Genomic DNA, 19,537 nt, shown 5'->3' with positions numbered 1-19,537 from the left:
TTATGGATCAAATTTCAAGTAGTTTACAGTCAATTATTGCTAATTATGGAATGAAACTGCTCTTAGCGCTTGTATTATTATTAGTAGGTTTATGGGTTATTAAGTTTGTGGTAAAGCTTATAGAAAAAAATGTAAAAGGAAAATACGATAGGACACTCACCAGTTTCTTAGTCTCAGTCAGCAGAGCAGTACTATTAATTTTATTATTTATTTCTATTGCTTCAACGATTGGAATTGAAGTTGCTTCTTTTGTAGCAGTATTAGGTGCGGCTTCATTTGCCGTTGGTTTTGCTTTGCAGGGGAGTTTATCTAACTTTGCTGGTGGAGTTATGCTTTTAATCTTTAGACCCTTTTCTGCTGGAGATACTATAGAAGTATCTGGATATAAAGGTAAAGTGCAAGAAATTCAAATACTTTATACCATCATGACTACTTTTGATAATAAGAAAATATATATTCCAAATGGTAATGTAGCAACAGATAGTATTACAAATTATTCTGCAATGGACAAACGTAGAGTTGATCTTACATTCGGTATTGGCTATGATGATGACTTTCATGAAGCAATTGCTTTATTAAAAGACCTTGCTTCAAAACATGATTTGATTTTAGATGATCCTGAGCCTCTTGTTAGAGTTACAGAACATGCAGGTAGTTCAGTAAATATTGCCTGTAAAGTCTGGGTCAAAGGACCTGACTATTGGGATGTTTACTTTGATATGCACGAAGATGTTAAAGATGCTTTTGATGAAGCTGGTATTGGTATCCCTTATCCTCAACTCGATATTCACTTTGATGAAGGTACAAAAATTTGTTAGTCGAAAAAAAGAGAATAGAAAGAATCAATGAGGCTGAGTTAAAAGAAGGTAAATTTGTAGCGTATTGGATGCAGTCATCTCAACGCCTGGAATATAATCAGGCTTTAGGATATGCTGTTGAAAAAGCAAACCAATTAAATCAGCCTCTTCTGATTTTTTTCTTAATAAATCCGAATTATCCAGAGGCAGAATATGGGCATTTTAAATTTATGCTGCAGGGATTAAAAGAAATAAAAGCCAAAGCTGCAGCAGAAAAAATTAATTTCTATATATTAAAATATGATGGCATTGAAGATCTAAAAAAAATAACAGAGGATGCATCATTAATTATTAGTGAAAAAGTGTATTTAAATCATCTTCAAAAATGGAAGCTAGAAGCAGCTGAATTGCTTTCAATTCCATTTTATTTAGTTGAAAGCAATTTGATTTGTCCAATTGAAGAAGTTAGCCAAAAAGAAGAATATGCAGCTTATACAATTCGAAAAAAAATAAATAAGATAAGAGCTAAATATTTAAAAAAATATGAAAGAGAAAAACTTGAAAATAAAGAAGAAATTAAACTAAAAAAGTCAGAATTTAAAATCATTAATGAACTTGATAAATTTCTTCAACAATTTAAAACTGAAAAAGAAATTAGTTATGAAAAATATTTTGTGGGTGGTTATCAACAGGCCAAAGAAAAACTAGATAACTTTATTAATAACAAACTGCAGAATTATGATGAAAAAAGGAATATACCCCATCTTAATTTTCAGTCAGATTTAAGTCCTTACTTACATTTTGGCCAAATCTCTGCCCAAGAAATTGCTCTTACAGCTTTGAACTCTGATTATGATGCAGAAGATTTTTTAGAAGAACTTATTGTTAGGAGAGAACTTGCTTTTAACTTTGTTTATTACAATCAAAATTATGACCGTAGTTTAAAAGATATTTTATATGACTGGGCCTATGAGTCTTTGATGGAACATAAAGAAGATGAGCGAGAATATCTCTATGATTATCAGGAATTTGAAAATGCAGAAACTCATGATAAGTATTGGAATGCTGCTCAAAAAGAAATGCTAATTACTGGTAAAATGCACAACTATATGCGGATGTACTGGGGAAAGAAGATTTTAGAGTGGACTTCTGATCCTGAAGATGCTTTTCAGTGGGCCTTGAAACTGAATAATAAATATTCACTTGATGGTAGAGATGCAAATAGTTATGCAGGTGTTGGTTGGATATTCAGCAAACATGATCGAGCCTGGACTGAAAGAAAGATATTCGGTAAAGTAAGATATATGAATGCTGCTGGTTTGGAAAGAAAATTTGATATGAAAAAATATCTACAAAAAATTGATGAACTTGAATGACGCAGATGTGATAGTTTTTAATCAATATAAATCCTGCTTAAAAGCAGGATATCAGCAGTCATTGTTGAATTATTATAAGTGAAGAAGTTAATTTTAGATAAGATTTAGGAGGAATTATTTATGATAAAAGAAAAAGTAGAAAAAGCATTAAATGAACAGGTAAATGCTGAATTATATTCAGCCTATTTATATCAGTCTATGGCAGCTTATTTTGAAGATAAAAGCTTGTCCGGTTTTGCTCGTTGGATGGATTTACAGGCTAAAGAAGAAATGGCTCATGCCCGTAAAATTTATGATTATGTAAATGAAAGAGGCGGCAGAATTATTCTAGCTGGTATCGATAAACCCAAAAGTGAGTGGGAATCTAATTTAGACGTATTTGAAGATTCTTTAGCTCATGAGGAAAAAATAACTGCTATGATCAATGACTTAGTTTCACTAGCAGCTGAAGAAAAAGATTATGCAACTCATTCATTTTTACAGTGGTTTGTAGATGAACAGGTTGAAGAAGAAGATACTGTAGGGGAAATTGTAGATAAATTAAAATTAGTTGGAGATTCTGCTCAAGGACTATTTATGATGGATGATAAACTTGCTGCAAGACAAGAAGCAGCAGCTGCAGCTGAAAGCGGAGAATAGTAATATTTTATAAAAGATATTAATTAAGATAAAGATATGTCTGTAACAGACATATCTTTATCTATTAATCGATTAAGGAGGTTTTAAGATGGGCCTATTTGATAAATTAAAATCTGTTTTTACTAGTGATGGACCTAATCAGTCTAAATTAATAGATATTTATGTTGAAGATGACAAATGTGGAAACCAGATGAAACTTTTATTTAGAAAAAGTTATGATATTCAAAAAGTTTATAAAGATGATAGAGAAGCTGCTTATGAAATAAAAAAGGTAGTTGTCTGTGATAACTGTTATAATAAAATTGATTTGCATCTGAAATTTGATAAAAGATATAAAATTATAAGGCAGGAAATTGAAAACGGTAAAATAATTTCCAAAGAAGAATATGAAAATTAATAATTCCTGGAGTGATGATTTTGCATAATATCCCTAATTATATCACCTGCATCAGAATATTATTAATTCCAGTATATTTATATTTTTTTATCCAGGGAAATATTGCAGCAGCAGCGTTGTTTTTTGCAATTTCAGCATTTACTGATTTTTTTGATGGTTATATAGCTAGAAAATTTAATTTAAAATCTAAATTAGGCAAACTTTTAGATCCCTTAGCAGATAAATTAACAATTATTAGTATTTTATTAGTTTTGATTTATTTAAATATTATACCCCGCTTACTTTCTTTTATAATTTTAGCAAGAGAAATATTTATATTTTTATCCGGTATTATAACTTATTTTTTTGGTCTTAATTTTATTAATCCAAGTTTTATTGGTAAATTTTCTATTGCTCTATTATATTTAGCTATAGCTTTAAAATTATTAAATATAGATTATTTTGGTAATATTCTATTCTACATTGTAATTCCAATTAATATTGTTTCTGCAGTTGATTATTCAGTTAAAGCTTATAAAAAAATTTATAAGTAATTACATTTAGGACAAATGTCCTATTTGTGAATTTAGATATATTCTGAAAGGATGTACAAATTGAAAATTTTAATTAAAAATATTGATGAAATATATAGTTCTAAGTCTAGAGTAAAAAAAGATCAATTTATTTTAATAGAAGATAATATAATTAAAGAAATTGAGACTATGGACAAGATTGATGAAATAAATGAATATGATTATTTAATTAATGCAGATGGAAAAATTGCATTACCTGGATTTATAAATACACATACGCATGCTGCAATGACATTAATGAGAGCATATGCAGATGACATGCCGCTTGATAAGTGGCTGCAAAATAAGATCTGGCCTTTTGAAAGTAAAATAAAAGCAGATGATATTTATTGGGGCACAGCTTTAGCAGGTATAGAAATGATTAGAACAGGGACCACGACTTTTTCTGATATGTACTTTGCAATGAATCAAGTGGCAGATGTCGTAAAAAAAAGTGGGCTAAGAGCTGTTTTAGCTGAAGGCTTAATAGAAGCAAATGATGGTCAGCAGGGTTTAAATAAAGCTTTAGAATATGCTTTAAATTACAACCATACAGCTGATGGTCGCATTACAACCATGATGGCACCACATGCACCCTACACCTGTGGCAGAGATTATTTAAAGCAAGTAAAAAATGTAGCTCAAAAAAATAATTTAGGACTGCATATTCACCTTTCTGAAAGCAAAAAAGAAGTTAAAGACTTTCTTGATGATTATCAAAAATCTCCAGTTAAATATTTAGCTGATCTTGGTTTTTTTGACAGTCATGTAATAGCAGCTCATTGTGTTCATTTAGAGCCTGGTGATCTCGAAATACTTAAAGAAAAAAAGGTGCATATTGCTCATAACCCAATGAGTAATGCCAAGTTGGCAAATGGGATAGCACCTGTTCGTGATTATTTAACAAATAATATAAATGTTAGCTTAGGAACTGATGGTGTTTCAAGTAATAATTCTTTAGATATGCTTAAGGAAGCTAAGATGGCATCTTATTTACAAAAAATCAAATATGAGGACCCAACAGCAATTAACACAGATGAAATTTTAGAACTTTTAACTACAAATGGTGCAAAAGCACTTTCATTAGATAGGGTTGGAAGCTTAGAAAAAAATTATAAAGCCGATTTATTGTTAATTGATATTCAAAAAGATAGTTTTTATTATCCCCATCATAATAATTTATCCAATCTTTTTTATGCTGCTGACAGCCGCAGTATTGACACAGTTATTGTAGATGGTAAGGTTGTAATGGAAAATAGTGAATTAAAAACACTAGACCAGGAAAAAATTTATTATGAGGCAGAAAAAAGATCACTTAAGATTGCTGATGATTTAAATTAAATTTTGACTATTAAATTCTGAAATTTGAAAGGGGAAAATTATGAGTAAAACAATTAAGTTTTTTCTCTCTGTTTTTGCAATAGCAGCTATTTTGCTGATTATTTTTATTTCCACTGGGGCAAATATTTATACTGACTGGCTCTGGTTTAAAGAACTGAACTTCGAAAAAACTTTTACAATTATGTTTTTATCTAATTTTATTTTGAGATTAGTAGTAGGGGCCTTTTTTACTACTTTAATTTATTTAAATTTACATTTCACTAAAAAACCTATAATAAGTCACATAAAAATTAGAAGTGATAATCGGGTTGAAAATTTATTTGGTGAAGAAAGAAATCAAATTTTTGAATGGTTAAATAAGAAACGCTTAAATTTAATTTATCTAATATCAAGTTTAATATTTGGTTTTTTGTTTTCTTCAGTTTCTAGTGAAAGCTGGAAAATGGTATTGAAATTTCTAAATAAAACTGATTTTAATAATGTTGATCCAATCTTTAATAATAATATTTCATTTTATGTTTTTTCACTACCTTTTTATAAATTTCTACGCGAAATGGGAATGGTAGTAGTCGTAATTTCTTTAATTTTAGTTGGAGCAGTTTATATCATTTTAACTGGTATTCATTCAGTTAGTGAAATCTCTTCTAAATTAAGCAGCAGGGCCAAAAAACATATCTCAGTCTTAATCTTTGTGTTCTTACTTTTTAAAGCCTGGGATTATAGACTAAAAATGTACAATATTCTATTTTCACCGACTGGAGTTGTATTTGGCGCTGGTTATACAGATGTTAATGCTAATTTACTAGGTTATAGAATTTTATTTTTCACAGTTATTTTTGTTGCTTTAGCAGTGCTTTATAGTTTATTTAGAAATAATTACAAGCCTCTTGTCTGGGGTATTGGTGCCTGGGTTATTCTTTCGATTGTTTTCACAGGTGTCTATCCTGCTTTTATTCAACAGTATAGAGTTGAGCCAAATGAAATTAATTTAGAAGAAGAGTATATTGAAAATAATATTCAAATGACTTTAAATGCTTATAAATTAAATGATGTTAAAACTAAAGACTTTGAACTTTCAGAAGATGAGTTATCTTATGAAGAATTAATGGAATATGAAACTGTGGTTAATAATATTAGACTCTGGGATCATAGACCTCTTCAAGACACTTATAATCAACTACAGGCTTTAAGACAGTACTATACTTTTGAAGACATTGATATCGATCGTTATCAGCTGGGTGATGACTATACTCAGGTAATGCTTGGTGCTAGAGAGCTAGATCAAAATTCACTGGCACAACAGGCTCAAACGTGGGTTAATAAAACTTTAAAATATACTCATGGTCTGGGTGTTACAATGAGTCCAACCGGTAAAGTGAGAGATAATGGTCAGCCAGAATTTTTAATTCAAGATATTCCACCTAAAAGTAACAATCAGAATATTAATTTAGATAACAGTTCAATTTATTATGGAGAAAAAACAAATAATTATGTAATTGTTAATACAAACGAAACTGAATTTCATTACCCAATGGGTTCTGAAAATGTATTTACAGAGTATGAAGGTACTGGTGGTGTAGGTCTTCCAAATTTATTCAGAAAGTCACTTTTTGCTCTGCGTTTTAATACAATGAAGATTTTATTATCTGATGATATCAATGACCAGAGTCAGATAATGTATGAGCGTAATATTCATCAAAGAGTTAGAAAGGCAGCACCATTTCTTAAATATGATAGTGACCCTTATATTGTAAATGCGGAAGGTAGATTATTCTGGATTTATGATGCCTATACTACAACAAGTAGCTATCCCTATTCACAACCATATAATAATAGAGATAATTATGTGCGCAATTCAATAAAAGTAGTTGTTGATGCTTATAATGGAACCTTAGATTATTATATTGTTGATGAAAGTGATCCAATTGCTGAGACTTATTCGAAGATTTTTGATGATCTATTTAAATCATTCGATCAAATGCCTGATTCAATCAAAAAGCATATACGTTATCCACAGGATTTATTTAAAATACAGTCTCAAATATACAGTAATTACCATATGGAAGATCCGGTAGTCTATTATAATCGTGAGGATGTATGGTCAATTCCTCAAGAAAATTATCAAGGGTCAACAATTCCGGTCGAGCCTTACTATATAATGAATCAGCTACCCGGAGAAGAAGAGGCAGAATTTATTCTAATGACTCCCTTTACTCCCTCTAATAGAAATAATATGATTGCCTGGATGGCTGCTCGAAATGATGGAGAGAATTATGGAGAATTATTTGCTTATAGATTTCCTAAAGATCAGCTTGTTTATGGTCCAAGTCAAATTGAGTCTAGAATTGATCAGGAATCTGAAATTTCTCAACTTCTAACTCTCTGGAGCCAGCAGGGTTCAAATGTTATCAGAGGAAATTTACTAGTTATACCTGTTAACAACAGTGTTTTATATGTTGAGCCTATCTTCCTTCAGGCAGATAGTGGAGGTATTCCAGAATTAAGAAGAGTAATCCTCTCTTACAAAAATAAAATAATAATGAGAGAAAACTTAGAAGAAGCTTTAAAAGCAATGTTTGAAGAAGGTGCAGGATTGGCAGTACCAGAAGAAGATGTAAAAGAACTGCAGGAAGAAACAGGTGTAGCAGTTGAAGATACCGGTCTGGATGCAGAAGGCCAAACTGATCAGCAGCGTCAAGATCAGCAAGTTGACGATGAGTCCGATTTAGACTTAATGTCTGCTAGCAGCCAGGAACTCATCAATGAAGCAACAAGCTTATATAAGCAAGCTGAAGAGGCTTTGCAAAATGGCGATTTTGCTACCTACGGTGAAACTATAAATCAATTAGGAGAAGTCTTAAATCAATTATCCGGAACAGGAGAGTAATTATTTATGAATGATTTAGAATTTAAAACCAAACAAAATAGATTTAATTTGCATCATCTGGCAACAGATAAATTCAAAACAAATCTAATCCAGATATATTTCATGCTGCCTCTTAAGAACGAAAAAGAGGCAGCGATGAATGCTTTGATTCCCTCAATTTTAGAGAGGGGATCAGAGCATTATAATAATAATCAGTTAATAAAGACAGAGCTGGAAAATTTATATGGTTCAAATATGAGTTCTAATATTTTAAAACGAGGGGAAAATCAGATTTTAAGATTTTCTTTGGAAATGGTTAATGAAAAGTTTTTAACTCATAAAAGTAATTTAACTGAAAATGCTTTTGAATTATTAAATGATATAATTTTTAATCCATTAATTGAAAAGGGTAAATTTAAAAATAATTATTTTGAACAAGAAATAAAAATATTAAAGCAGGATATATTATCTTTAATCAATGATAAATATAGTTTTGCAGTTGAAAACTGTTTAAAGAAAATGTGCAAAAATGAAAAATATAGTATATATAAAATGGGATCTGTTTCTGCACTTTCAGAAATAACAAACCAGGAATTATTTAATCATTATCAGAAAATTATTAACGAGGCAAAACGTTCACTTTTTTTGATTGGTAATTTTAAGAGCGCATTTGTTGATCAGATAATTGAAAAAACTAAAATGAGTGCAGGTCAAGATATTTTTGATGATAGTACAGAAGTAATCTATCGAGATAAAGAGCTTGACTTTTATCAGCAGGAAATGAAAATTAATCAAGCAAGAATGTCTATTGGATTTAGAACTGGAATCACTAGAAAAGATTCAGCTTATTACTCTCTTTTAGTTTTTAATAGTTTAATTGGGGGTTCAACTCACTCTAAACTATTCCGTGAAATTAGAGAAAAGAGAAGTTTAGCCTATTATGTTAGTTCTTCTATAGAAACCACTAAAGGTTTATTTTTGATAAACAGTGGTATTAATTCTGAGAATCAGGAAGAAGTATTGGAATTAGTAAAAAAAGAAATTTCTAAAATAACTAAAGGTGAATTCAGTCAAGAAGAATTTGCACGTTCTAAAAAAAGTATTATAAATCAATTGAAACAAGATCTGGATAGCAATAGATCGCTTGCTGCACATTATCTTTTAAGCCTGGTTAATAACAAAAATGAGTCAATTAATAAAACTATTGCTGAAGTAGAAAAAGTCAGCAGAGATGATATTATTTCTGTTGCAAAGAAAATAAAGTTAGACACTGTATATTTATTAAAAAGTGAGGGTTGATCAATTTGGAAAATATTTATAATAAAGCTATGGATGAAAGATTAGTGAAAACTAAATTAGATAATGGGTTAAATATATACATATTTCCTAAAAAAGATTATGTTAAACAATATGCAATGCTTTCAGTAAATTTTGGTTCAAATGATATAGAATTTATTGATGTTAAAAATGGTCGCAAAAGAAATATGCCCTTAGGTATTGCCCATTTTTTAGAACATCAGCTTTTTGAGGATAAAGAAAAAAGTATTTTTGATAAATTTGCTGACCTGGGTGCTTCTGCTAATGCTTACACTAACTTCGACAGTACAAACTATTTATTTTCCAGCAGCAGCAACTTCGAAGATTCTTTAATTAATTTAATTGAATTTGTACAAGATCCATATTTCAGTGAAGAAAATGTAAAAAAAGAGCAGGGCATTATTGTCCAAGAGATTAAAATGTATCAGGATAATCCTTACTGGAAATCATATTTCAACCTGTTATCAGCTCTTTATTCAAAACATCCTGTAAAAAATGATATAGCAGGGACCGAAGAAAGTGTAATGTCAATTACTCCAGAGGATTTATATATCTGCTACTATAACTTTTATTTACCTTCTAATATGGACCTGATTTTAATTGGAGATCTTGATTCAGATCGGATTATTGATTTAATTAGAGAACATCAAGCAAAAAAGAATTTTCCACATTTTAAAAATCCTGTCAGAATTATTAAAGAGGAGCCGGAGAGTGTAGCTAAAAAGTTAGTAAAAGAAAAAATGAATATTTCGCGACCAATGGTTCAGATTGCTTTTAAAGATCCAATTAAGAGGGAAAAACCAACTGAAACCATCAAAAAAGAATATATCGTAAATCTTCTCTTGGATATTGTTTTTGGCCGCAGTAGTAAAAATTATAATCAGCTTTTAGAGCAGGGAATAATCGACAATAGTTTTTCCTGCACTTACCGTAAAAAACCTGATTATGCTTATGTACATTTACATGGAGAAAGTAATCGTCCTGATTTAATGCGTTCAAAAATAAAGGAAAAACTAGTTGATATTGATCATGATGAAATTAAAGAAAATTTTGAAAGGATTAAGCGAAAATATCAAGGAAGTTATATTAGATTATTCAATAATTTCAGCCATCTGGCTGCTGAATTTATTAATTATCGCCGCTTGGGAATCGATATTTTTGATCTAGCTTCCATAATTGATAATATTACTCTAGAAGAACTGCTGTCATATTCAGATAAAATATTTAATAAAGATCTAATGGTTGAATCAATAATTTTAAATGAGGACTGATTTTTTTGGCTTTTAAGCTTTATAATTTCATATTTTATATTACTATGGCAGCTTTTGGGTATTTTAATATTTATTTTCAGGATGCGGGGCTTGATTCTTTTCAAATTGGTTTAGTAAATGCTATACCAAGAATTTTTGCTCTGCTGCTGATGCCTTTTTGGGGGTTTTTAACTGATTATTTTCATGAAAATAAAAAAGTTTTATATATTACTCTAACCGGTACTTTTTTAACTGTTATTTTATTTCCTCAGACAACGTCATTTAAAATTTTAATGCTGCTTATGTTTTTTTATACTTTATTTCAAAATCCAATTGTGCCTCTATCTGATAGCCTTTTATTAGATTATCTCGGGGATAATTCTAATTTTTATGGTAAATTTAGACTTTGGGGTTCTGCAGGGTACATGCTTTCAGTCTCTGTAATGGGTTATTTTTTAGAGGCTACTTCTTCAGCAAATTTATTTTATGTTTATGCAGTTGTACTAATTTTATCTATGATTTTATTAAAATTTCTTCCTAAAAGTGAGAGAGAAATTGAAGTCTTAAATCCGGGAGATTTCATTAAGATATTTAAAAAGAAAAGGTTACTTTATTTTTTGTTTTTTGTTTTTATACTGCAGACTTCAATGAATGCTAATTACAGTTATTTTCCACTATATATTATTGCTAATGGTGGCGGGGAATTTTTAGTAGGAGTTGCCTTAACTATTTCATCTGCAAGTGAAATTTTGGCCTTCTTCTTTTCTGATAAAATAATTAAAAATAATAAATTTAGCAAGATAATTGTAGTTATTAGTATAGGCTTTATTATTCGCTGGCTGCTGCTTTCTTTGTTTCCTTATACACCAATGATTTTGTTTTCACAGCTGCTGCATAGTATTACTTTTGGGCTCTTTTTTGCAGTCGGAGTTGATTATGTTAATAAAATAAGTGGAGAAAAATTTAGAGCAACTGGTCAAAATATTTATGCAGGTGTTTTTATGGGGTTAAGTGCTATCTCCGGCAGTTTGATTGGTGGAAAAATTTATCAGTTAGCTGGAGGAGAAAGCATGTATTTTTTCTGGTCTATACTCTCAGCAGCTGCAGGTATAATTTACAGTCTATATTTATTTAAAAAAGAGAAGGAGTTAAAGTTAGATGCAGATTAATAATTTAGTTAAAGAATGTGCTGCTAAATTAAATATTGATCTTTGTCGTATAACTGATAATGGAGAATTAAAGCAAGAACGAAAAATATTAGAAAAAAGAAGCAAAGATAAATACTGGCCGCAACCATTTGCTAATCAGGATATTGCAGAATTAACAAATCCAGCTTTTCATTTTCCAAATTTAAAGTCAATAATTGTGGCTGCTGTCAGTTATAATAAAAATGGAACTAATCCTTTTTTATCTAATTATGTAACAATAGAAGATTACCATGTTTATCTTGAAAATAAATTAGAAAAATTGGCAGCCAGGCTGCAAAAAAAATTGAATAAAAGCTTCAATTATAAAATATTTGTAGATGAAGCTCCTTTTTTAGAAAAAGCTCTGGCCAGGAAAGCAGGAATAGGCTTTATTGGAAAAAACACACTTTTGATTAATCCTGAATTGGGTTCTAATTTATTTTTAGGAGAAATTTTTACAGATTTAGAAATAACTAAAGATCAACCTCTTGCTGACGATTGTGGAGACTGCAGACGCTGTATTGATAACTGCCAAGTTGATGCTTTGAAATCAGAATATTTATTGGCTGCAGAAGAATGCACAGCTTATTTAACTCAAAAAAAGGGAATACTTTCAGAAGCTGAAATCAAAAAAATTGGCCATCATATCTGGGGCTGTGATGATTGTAAAGATGTCTGTCCATATAATAAAAAGGCAGATAAATTAACAGCATCAGAATTAATGATTTTTGACAAAGGACTACAATATTTTCTTAATTTAGAACGCAAAGAGCTCCCAGAAGAATTAGCTAATACAGCAATAACCTGGCGGGGAAGCAGAATTCTAATTCGCAATGCAATGCTTGCAGCAGCTAACCTAAAAGAATTAAAGTATTTTAATTTGATTAAAGAAAAATTAAATGATAATTCTCCTGTTATTCGATATTATGCGGCCCTTTCATTGTTGGAAATAGATTTTAAAGAGGCAAAGGGTGTTATCGAAAAACATATAGCTCAAGAAAATAATAAAGAATATAAAAATAAAATAAAAAATATATTAGCAGCAAAGGAGGAAAATCATGGATATTAAATTAAATAATCAAAAATTAAAGATAATAGAAAAGAGTAGTATTGAAGATATAATAGCAGTAAGTGATATTTCAAATAAAGAAGATATTATGGCTGTTATTATAGAGAATGAAGTCTATGATTTGAACGAAGAGCTTGATCGAGATGCTGAAATTAAAACAGTTAGTATAAGCTCTGAATTAGGTAATAGAATTTATAGAAGAAGCCTTTATTTAGTAATGGCAAAAGCTATTTATGAACTGTTTCCGGAATCTGTTTTAGAAATCGAAATTTCTATTAGCAACGGCATCTATTGTGAGCTAAAAAATAAACAGAGCTTAAATAAAAGTGATTTGGTAAAATTAAAAAAAAGAATGGAAGAACTAATTGCAGCTGATCATAAAATAAAAAAACATAAACTAAAAAAGGAAAAAGTTTTAGAAATAATAAAAAATGAAAATTGTTCTTTTAGAAGTGAATTGATTCGGCAGCAGCAGAAAGACTATTATACTCTTTATGAATTAGATGGTTACTATGATTATTTTTATTATAATATGGTTCCTTCGACTTCATATTTAAAAGAATTTGATCTGCATTTAAGAATTCCTGGTTTTGTATTGCTTTTTCCTAAGTTCTTTAGTAATAAAAAGGTTCCTAAATTTATTGAGCAGCCTAAATTAGCCAATATATTTTTAGAGTATGAGAGGCTAGGGGAAATTCTTGGGGTGAATAATGTAGTAGAATTAAATCAGGTTATAGAGGCTCAGGAATATAATGAATTAATTAGAATATCAGAAGCACTGCATGAAAAAAAGATTGCAGCGATTGCAGATAGAATTAAAAGTGGGATGCCCAGGAACAAAATAATTTTAATTGCTGGACCAACTTCATCTGGCAAGACAACTTTTACTCATCGGCTATCAACCCAGTTAAAAATTAATGGTTTGCGTCCAGTTCAGATTTCTGGTGATGATTATTTTGTAAACAGGGAAAATACGCCTTTAGATGAAAATGGTGACCCTGATTTTGAATCAATTGAAGCTATTAACCTGGAATTGTTCAATGATCATCTTTTAAAATTAATTCAGGGAGAAGAAGTTCAATTACCTCGTTTTAATTTTGAAAAGGGAATTAGAGAAAAGAGTGGTAGGTTTTTAAAGCTAGATGATGATCAACCGATTTTAATTGAGGGTATACATGGGTTAAATGATAAAATGACTGAAGTGATTCCACAGGATTTAAAATTCAAAATCTATATTAGTGCTTTAACTCAGCTTAATATAGACTGTCATAATAGAATTCCCACAACTGATACTAGACTAATTAGAAGAATCGTAAGGGACAATCAATATCGTAATTTATCAGCGACCGACACCTTAAATTTGTGGCAGAGTGTGCGTAGAGGAGAGGAAAAAAATATTTTCCCGTATCAAGAAAATGCTGATGCAATGTTTAATTCAGCTTTAATCTATGAGTTGTCTGTTTTAAAAAATTATGTAGAGCCATTATTAAAGCAGATAGATAAAACAAATAAGAATTATCATCAGGCACAGCGATTACTTGAAATACTAAGTAACTTTAAGGCTATACCTGATAATGAAGTCCCATTTACTTCAATCCTAAGAGAGTTTACTGGCATGAGCGTCTTTAGAGATGAATAATTCAATATTTTCTTTAATTTCATCCCAATTATTAACTTTTGTAATCTTATTATTACCATTAAAATCATAATTATGATATTTACTAACTAAAAATACTGGAATATCTTTAGCTGCGATTTCTAAGGCATTTTCTTTTTTATCGTCAATAAATAAAGAAATGTTCTTTTTTGCAGCTAAAGGAGCTTTATCATGTTCATGATACAGTTCATGATAGGGAATATTATGATCATTTAACCATTTTTCAGTTAAAGAACGATGTTCTTCATGTCGGGCTGTAATTAGAATTAAACGATGACCCTCTTTTTCTAATTCAGCTAGGATTTCTCTTGCTTTATTTATTGGTTTTACACTGCTGTATACTTCTTCTATTTTTGCCTGAATAAAATCATTTAATTCCTGATTATTAATAGCAAATGCTTTAGCAAGATCGTAAGTATATTCTTTTAGAGTAATTTCTCTCTCAAAGAATTCATTCATTTTTTGCTGCCAAATACTATTGTTATCTGGACCCTCATCTGTCAAAACTCCATCAATATCTATACCGAAATTATATTTCATAGCCTAACACCTCATTTAATAAATTTAATCTTTTTGTAATATAAATTGTAATATAAATTTTTTTATTTATCCTTTTTATAATACTATCATTTTTTCTTATTTATGTCTAGATACTATGAACATTTGAGATATTTAAAAAATCAAGCTTTATTTTTTAGACAATTTAAAGTAAAATAGTATTAAGAATAATTCTCACAGGAGGCAGTAAATTGACTATAAAATTAAATAAAGAAGAAAAAGTAGAAAAACTAGTAGAATTATTTTCTGAAAACTATCCTGAACCTGGTACAGCTTTAAAGCATAAAAGTTCATTTGAACTTTTAATTGCAACAATTTTATCGGCTCAAACTACAGATGTTCAGGTTAATAAAGTAACAAAAGAACTCTTTAAAAAATATAATACACCACAAGATTTATTAAAACTTAGTCAAAAAGAATTAGAAAAGAAAATCAACAGTATAGGTCTTTATAGAAATAAAGCTAAATATATTTTAAAAACATGTAGAATATTATTGGATGAGTTTAAAGGCAAGGTTCCCGAAACTCGCAAAGAACTGCTTAAACTTTCAGGAGTAGGTAGAAAAACTGCTAATGTTGTTTTGGCAAATGCTTTTTCGAAGGCAGCTTTCCCGGTTGATACACATGTGTTTAGAGTTTCAGAGCGCCTTGGCTTAAGCAGTGGTAAAAATGTTGATCAAACCGAAAAGGAATTAACTGAGTTGATACCAAAAAAGTATTGGATTGATTTTCACCATTGGTTAATAGATCATGGAAGAGCTATCTGTAAAGCTCAAAATCCTGATTGTGAAAATTGTTTTGCCAGTCACTTATGTAGATATTATCAAAATAAATAAATTTGAGGGAGGAAGCAAAAATGAAAAAAATATTTGTCTTAGATACAAATGTACTTCTGAATGACCCTCGTGCTATTTATAGTTTTGAGGACAATGATGTTGTTATTCCACTCGCTGTTTTAGAAGAAATTGATAATTTGAAAACCAAAAGTTCAGATTTAGGTTTTAATGCTCGCGAAAGTTCCAGGATTTTAGAAGAACTAAGAAATAACGGTAATTTAAACGAGGGTGTGGAATTAGAATCTGGTGGTACAGTTAAGATTGTAATTAATGGTAAATTAGAATTACCTCAGGGTTTAAGCTCCAGCAAAATGGATAACAGAATTATTTCTACTGCTATCCACCTGCAGGAAAAAAATACTGACAGAAAAGTTATTATGATTTCCGATGATATTAACTTGCGTTTAATCTGTGATGCATATGGATTACAGGCAGAAGAGCATAATTCCAGCCGTTTAAAAGAAGAAGAAGTTTATTCGGGCTTTAAAGAAATAATGTGTAGTTTCAAGTTGATCGATAAATTTTATGAAGAAGAAAAAATTTCTTTAGCAGAACTTGATCAGCTTGATGATTCTTTATATCCAAATGAATTTGTACAATTAACAGCTGATGATAGAAATAAAAATACTGCACTGGCCCGTTTTGATGGTGAAAATTTAGTGCCTCTGCGCTATAACAAGAATCAGCCTGCTAAAATCAGAGCTAGAAATAGAGAACAACAGATGGCTCTTGAATTGCTGCTCGATGATGAAATCAAGCTGGTAACTGTTTCAGGTAAAGCTGGAACTGGTAAAACATTATTAGCGATTGCTGCAGGTTTAGACAGAGTAGTTGATGAAAAAGCTTTTTCAAAATTATTAGTTGCCAGACCTATTCAACCAATGGGTAAGGAACTTGGTTTTTTACCAGGTGATGTTGAAGAAAAAATGGGTCCCTGGATGAAGCCGATCTTTGATAACTTAGATTTTATAGTTCACCGAAATAAAGATGCAAAATATGCCTATCAAAAATTATTAGATAAGGATTTAATTCAGATTGAAGCATTAACCTATATTAGAGGTAGATCAGTGCCAGATCAGTTTATTATTATTGATGAGGCACAAAACTTATCCTTACATGAGGTCAAAACTATAGTAACCAGAGCTGGAGAAAATTCAAAACTAATTTTCACTGGTGATCCATTCCAGATTGATAATCCATATTTGAATTTTCATAAAAACGGTTTAAATTATCTAGCGCATAAATTTCATGACCAAAAAATTGCAGGTCATGTTATGTTAAAAGAAGGTGAAAGATCAGAACTTGCTGAGATTGCTAGTAATCTTCTTTAAACAGGGAGTTGTATTTGATGAAAAAATATTTACGATTGATTATTATCTCTGCTGTCTTAATCGGTATTTTTATACCAATTTTCGATTATTATTTTGAGGAAGCAGATAAAAGTACCATAATGATGGCCCAGGATAGCAGAGATAGAAATATAAATGACTTCTTCGAATTGGCAAAAGAAGCATTTTACGAAGGCCGCTATGATTCTGCAGAATATTATTATCAGCAGATTATTGAACTTGCACCTTATAATTTAGAGGCCAGGAGAAATTTAGCTGTGGTTTATAGTGATCAAAATAAATTGGAAGCAGAAAATAAAATTTTATTGGAAACTGCTATTTTAAGTAATGACAATAATGATTATTTTAAATTAGCTGTTAATTTTTATGAGCTTAATAATAGCTTAGCTTCTAATTATATTTTAGAAAATAAGATTAAAACTGAAACTGAAGCTGAATCCAAAGCACAAACTGCTGATTTTCTTTTCCGAAAATATTATTATTTAATTCAAAATCATCTAGAATTAAAAAATTATAAAATTGCAGAAGAATATTTACAGAAAATGAGCGATTTAAAGATAAATGATTCAGGGTTTTATCTGTTAAAGGCCGAATTAAATAAATTACAAAATAATTATTTAGCAGCATTTAATGATTATCAAAAGGCTTATCAAGCAAATAAAGCTCAAAGTTATTTGTATAAAGATATGGCTCAAATGCTCGAAAATGCAGGCGAAGAAATAAAAGCTTATAATTACTGGCAGCGAACTCTTGCTTATGGTTTGTTTAAGCAACTTGCATATCAAAAAATTAATTTTTATCAGAAAAAATATCCAGAATTAAAGCCAAAAAAAGAAGAAGATGATCCAGAAGCTATTGATCCTTTTGCTTTAAAAGCTTCTTGGCAGCAGGTAGCTGAACTAACTGAACAGGAAATAACACAAATGCTGAGGATTGGACTTCAGGAGAATAATAAAAAGCTTCTGTTTCAATACTCAGATCCTTTTTCGATTGTTTATAATGAAAAAGTTATATTTAGAGGTGAGGCTAAAAAAAATTATCTGCTGGAGCTGGAATCTAATTCAATTTATCTAAGCAGTAATAATGAAAAAATTAAACTCGGAGACTCTAAATTAGAATATCAAATATACAGCAGTCATAAAAACTCATCTTTTTATGTTTATAATATTAGCTATGGAGAAGGCTATTTCTGGCAGGGAAGCGGCAACAGACAGTACAGAGGTAATATGATAATTAAAGGAGAAGGAGAAGAATTTACTTTAATAAATCAGGTAGAATTAACTCCTTATTTAATTTCTGTTGTTCCATCTGAAATTTATGCCAGTTGGCCGATGGAAGCTTTAAAAGCTCAGGCGGTGGCTGCTAGAAGTTACACCTTAAATAATTTAGGTAGACACAGCAATGATGGCTATGATCTTTGTTCTAGTGTGCACTGTGCGGCTTATAATGGTATTATGAGTGAGCACCACCGTACTACTGAGGCTGTTTTATCGACTCAGGGAGAAAGTGCTGTTTTTGAAGGTGAAATTATTGAAGCTGTTTTCAGCAGTAATAGTGGTGGTTATACAGAGCGAAGTGATCAAATCTGGTCAGCCGATTTGCCTTATTTAAGGGGTTCTAATCAGATGAAAGAGGATAATTATAATTTTCCTTTAGCACCAGCAGATTTTCAAAATTGGCTTCTTAATTCACCTGAATCATACTCTAAAGATTATGGAAGCAGTAATTATCGTTGGCAGTTAAGAGTTCCAGCTGAAATAATAGAATACCGCAGCGGTTTAGATAAAATCAGGAAAATAGAAATTAAGGAACGGGCTCAAGGCGGTACAATTACTTCTTTAACAATCTATAGTGATCAAAGTGAAGAAAATTATAGTGTTTCGCGAATTAGAAGAGTTTTAGGAGGTTTAAAAAGCAGTCGCTTTTATTTTAACAGTCATTATGATCAAAATGGATATTTAAAAGATTTATATATTTATGGAGCTGGTTGGGGACATAACCTAGGACTTGATCAATCAGCTTCAGCTGGCATGGGCGCTGCAGGCTGGGATTATAAAGAAATTATTAAACATTTTTATCCTGGTGTAGAGATAATTAAATATGATTAGAACAATAATTTGCTTTTATAGCAAATATTATTTATAATTATATTAACAATAAAATATTATCTTCAGGGTAAGGTGAGTTTTAAGCAATTCCTAACCGGTGGTATAGTCCACGAGCTTCAGCTGAACTGGTGAAATTCCAGTACCGACGGTAAAGTCCGGAATAAAGAAGATTAAATGAATTAGAAGCCCTGTTTTTAGCAGGGCTAATTTTTTTGTCAAAAAATGAAGATAATAAATAT

At 30.3% G+C, this 19,537-nt stretch carries 16 protein-coding genes and 1 riboswitch; of the genes, 15 read left to right on the top strand and 1 reads right to left on the bottom strand.

Features of this window, described 5'->3' with window-relative positions; all coding sequences use genetic code 11:
• Window positions 1-2 precede the first annotated feature (2 nt).
• The 12 genes from HSACCH_RS06890 to HSACCH_RS06835 all read left to right on the top strand — a co-directional run bounded on the left by HSACCH_RS06890 (window position 3) and on the right by HSACCH_RS06835 (window position 14,429).
• Window positions 3-818, top strand: a complete 816-nt coding sequence (locus tag HSACCH_RS06890; protein ID WP_005488812.1) for a mechanosensitive ion channel family protein — start codon at window positions 3-5, stop codon at window positions 816-818.
• Window positions 812-2,173, top strand: a complete 1,362-nt coding sequence (locus HSACCH_RS06885) for a deoxyribodipyrimidine photo-lyase (protein WP_005488811.1) — start codon at window positions 812-814, stop codon at window positions 2,171-2,173. The genes HSACCH_RS06890 and HSACCH_RS06885 overlap by 7 nt, the downstream gene beginning before the upstream one ends.
• A gap of 120 nt (window positions 2,174-2,293) precedes the next feature.
• Entirely contained in the window at window positions 2,294-2,812 is a 519-nt protein-coding gene (locus HSACCH_RS06880) for a ferritin (protein ID WP_005488810.1), read from the top strand.
• 88 nt (window positions 2,813-2,900) lie between these two features.
• Window positions 2,901-3,209: a hypothetical protein gene (locus HSACCH_RS06875; RefSeq protein WP_005488809.1), complete on the top strand. Its 309-nt coding sequence runs from the start codon at window positions 2,901-2,903 to the stop codon at window positions 3,207-3,209.
• Between the two features lie 14 nt (window positions 3,210-3,223).
• Window positions 3,224-3,742, top strand: a complete 519-nt coding sequence (locus tag HSACCH_RS06870; protein ID WP_040477179.1) for a CDP-alcohol phosphatidyltransferase family protein — start codon at window positions 3,224-3,226, stop codon at window positions 3,740-3,742.
• A gap of 60 nt (window positions 3,743-3,802) precedes the next feature.
• A complete protein-coding gene (locus HSACCH_RS06865; protein WP_005488807.1) occupies window positions 3,803-5,101 on the top strand; it encodes an amidohydrolase in 1,299 nt (432 codons plus the stop codon).
• A 40-nt stretch (window positions 5,102-5,141) separates the two neighbouring features.
• Entirely contained in the window at window positions 5,142-7,988 is a 2,847-nt protein-coding gene (locus tag HSACCH_RS06860; RefSeq protein ID WP_005488806.1) for a UPF0182 family membrane protein, read from the top strand.
• 6 nt (window positions 7,989-7,994) lie between these two features.
• Window positions 7,995-9,266: an EF-P 5-aminopentanol modification-associated protein YfmF gene (gene yfmF, locus HSACCH_RS06855; RefSeq protein ID WP_005488804.1), complete on the top strand. Its 1,272-nt coding sequence runs from the start codon at window positions 7,995-7,997 to the stop codon at window positions 9,264-9,266.
• 5 nt (window positions 9,267-9,271) lie between these two features.
• Complete coding sequence (yfmH, locus tag HSACCH_RS06850) at window positions 9,272-10,555, top strand: EF-P 5-aminopentanol modification-associated protein YfmH (protein ID WP_005488802.1); 1,284 nt, start codon at window positions 9,272-9,274, stop codon at window positions 10,553-10,555.
• Between the two features lie 5 nt (window positions 10,556-10,560).
• Window positions 10,561-11,703 (top strand): MFS transporter, encoded by a 1,143-nt coding sequence (locus HSACCH_RS06845; RefSeq protein ID WP_005488800.1) that lies wholly within the window; start codon window positions 10,561-10,563, stop codon window positions 11,701-11,703.
• Window positions 11,693-12,790 carry a tRNA epoxyqueuosine(34) reductase QueG gene (gene queG / locus HSACCH_RS06840; protein ID WP_005488797.1) on the top strand — a complete coding sequence of 366 codons (1,098 nt, stop codon included), beginning with the start codon at window positions 11,693-11,695 and terminating at the stop codon, window positions 12,788-12,790. Before HSACCH_RS06845 ends, queG begins: the two co-directional genes overlap by 11 nt.
• Window positions 12,780-14,429: a nucleoside kinase gene (locus HSACCH_RS06835; RefSeq protein WP_005488795.1), complete on the top strand. Its 1,650-nt coding sequence runs from the start codon at window positions 12,780-12,782 to the stop codon at window positions 14,427-14,429. The genes queG and HSACCH_RS06835 overlap by 11 nt, the downstream gene beginning before the upstream one ends.
• On the opposite strand, the gene HSACCH_RS06830 is transcribed toward HSACCH_RS06835, so the two are convergent.
• The gene (locus HSACCH_RS06830) at window positions 14,388-14,987 is read right to left on the bottom strand and encodes a 5' nucleotidase, NT5C type (RefSeq protein ID WP_005488794.1); all 600 of its coding nucleotides are present in this window, start codon (window positions 14,985-14,987) and stop codon (window positions 14,388-14,390) included. The two genes, HSACCH_RS06835 and HSACCH_RS06830, sit on opposite strands and share 42 nt — an antisense overlap.
• A gap of 209 nt (window positions 14,988-15,196) precedes the next feature.
• Between HSACCH_RS06830 and nth the strand changes: the two genes are divergently transcribed.
• From nth to HSACCH_RS06815, 3 genes are read left to right on the top strand one after another with little or no spacing between them, the layout of a single operon-like run.
• Window positions 15,197-15,841, top strand: a complete 645-nt coding sequence (gene nth, locus HSACCH_RS06825; protein ID WP_005488792.1) for an endonuclease III — start codon at window positions 15,197-15,199, stop codon at window positions 15,839-15,841.
• 20 nt (window positions 15,842-15,861) lie between these two features.
• Window positions 15,862-17,172 carry a PhoH family protein gene (locus HSACCH_RS06820; protein WP_005488791.1) on the top strand — a complete coding sequence of 437 codons (1,311 nt, stop codon included), beginning with the start codon at window positions 15,862-15,864 and terminating at the stop codon, window positions 17,170-17,172.
• Window positions 17,173-17,189: 17 nt separating this feature from the next.
• On the top strand, window positions 17,190-19,298 hold the full coding sequence (locus HSACCH_RS06815) for a SpoIID/LytB domain-containing protein (RefSeq protein WP_005488790.1): 2,109 nt from the start codon (window positions 17,190-17,192) through the stop codon (window positions 19,296-19,298).
• 54 nt (window positions 19,299-19,352) lie between these two features.
• Window positions 19,353-19,473, top strand: a riboswitch (FMN riboswitch).
• The last annotated feature ends 64 nt before the right edge of the window (window positions 19,474-19,537 follow it).

The organism is Halanaerobium saccharolyticum subsp. saccharolyticum DSM 6643 (assembly GCF_000350165.1).
Lineage (GTDB): Bacteria > Bacillota > Halanaerobiia > Halanaerobiales > Halanaerobiaceae > Halanaerobium > Halanaerobium saccharolyticum.
This window is presented reverse-complemented; position numbering and strand designations above follow the sequence as displayed.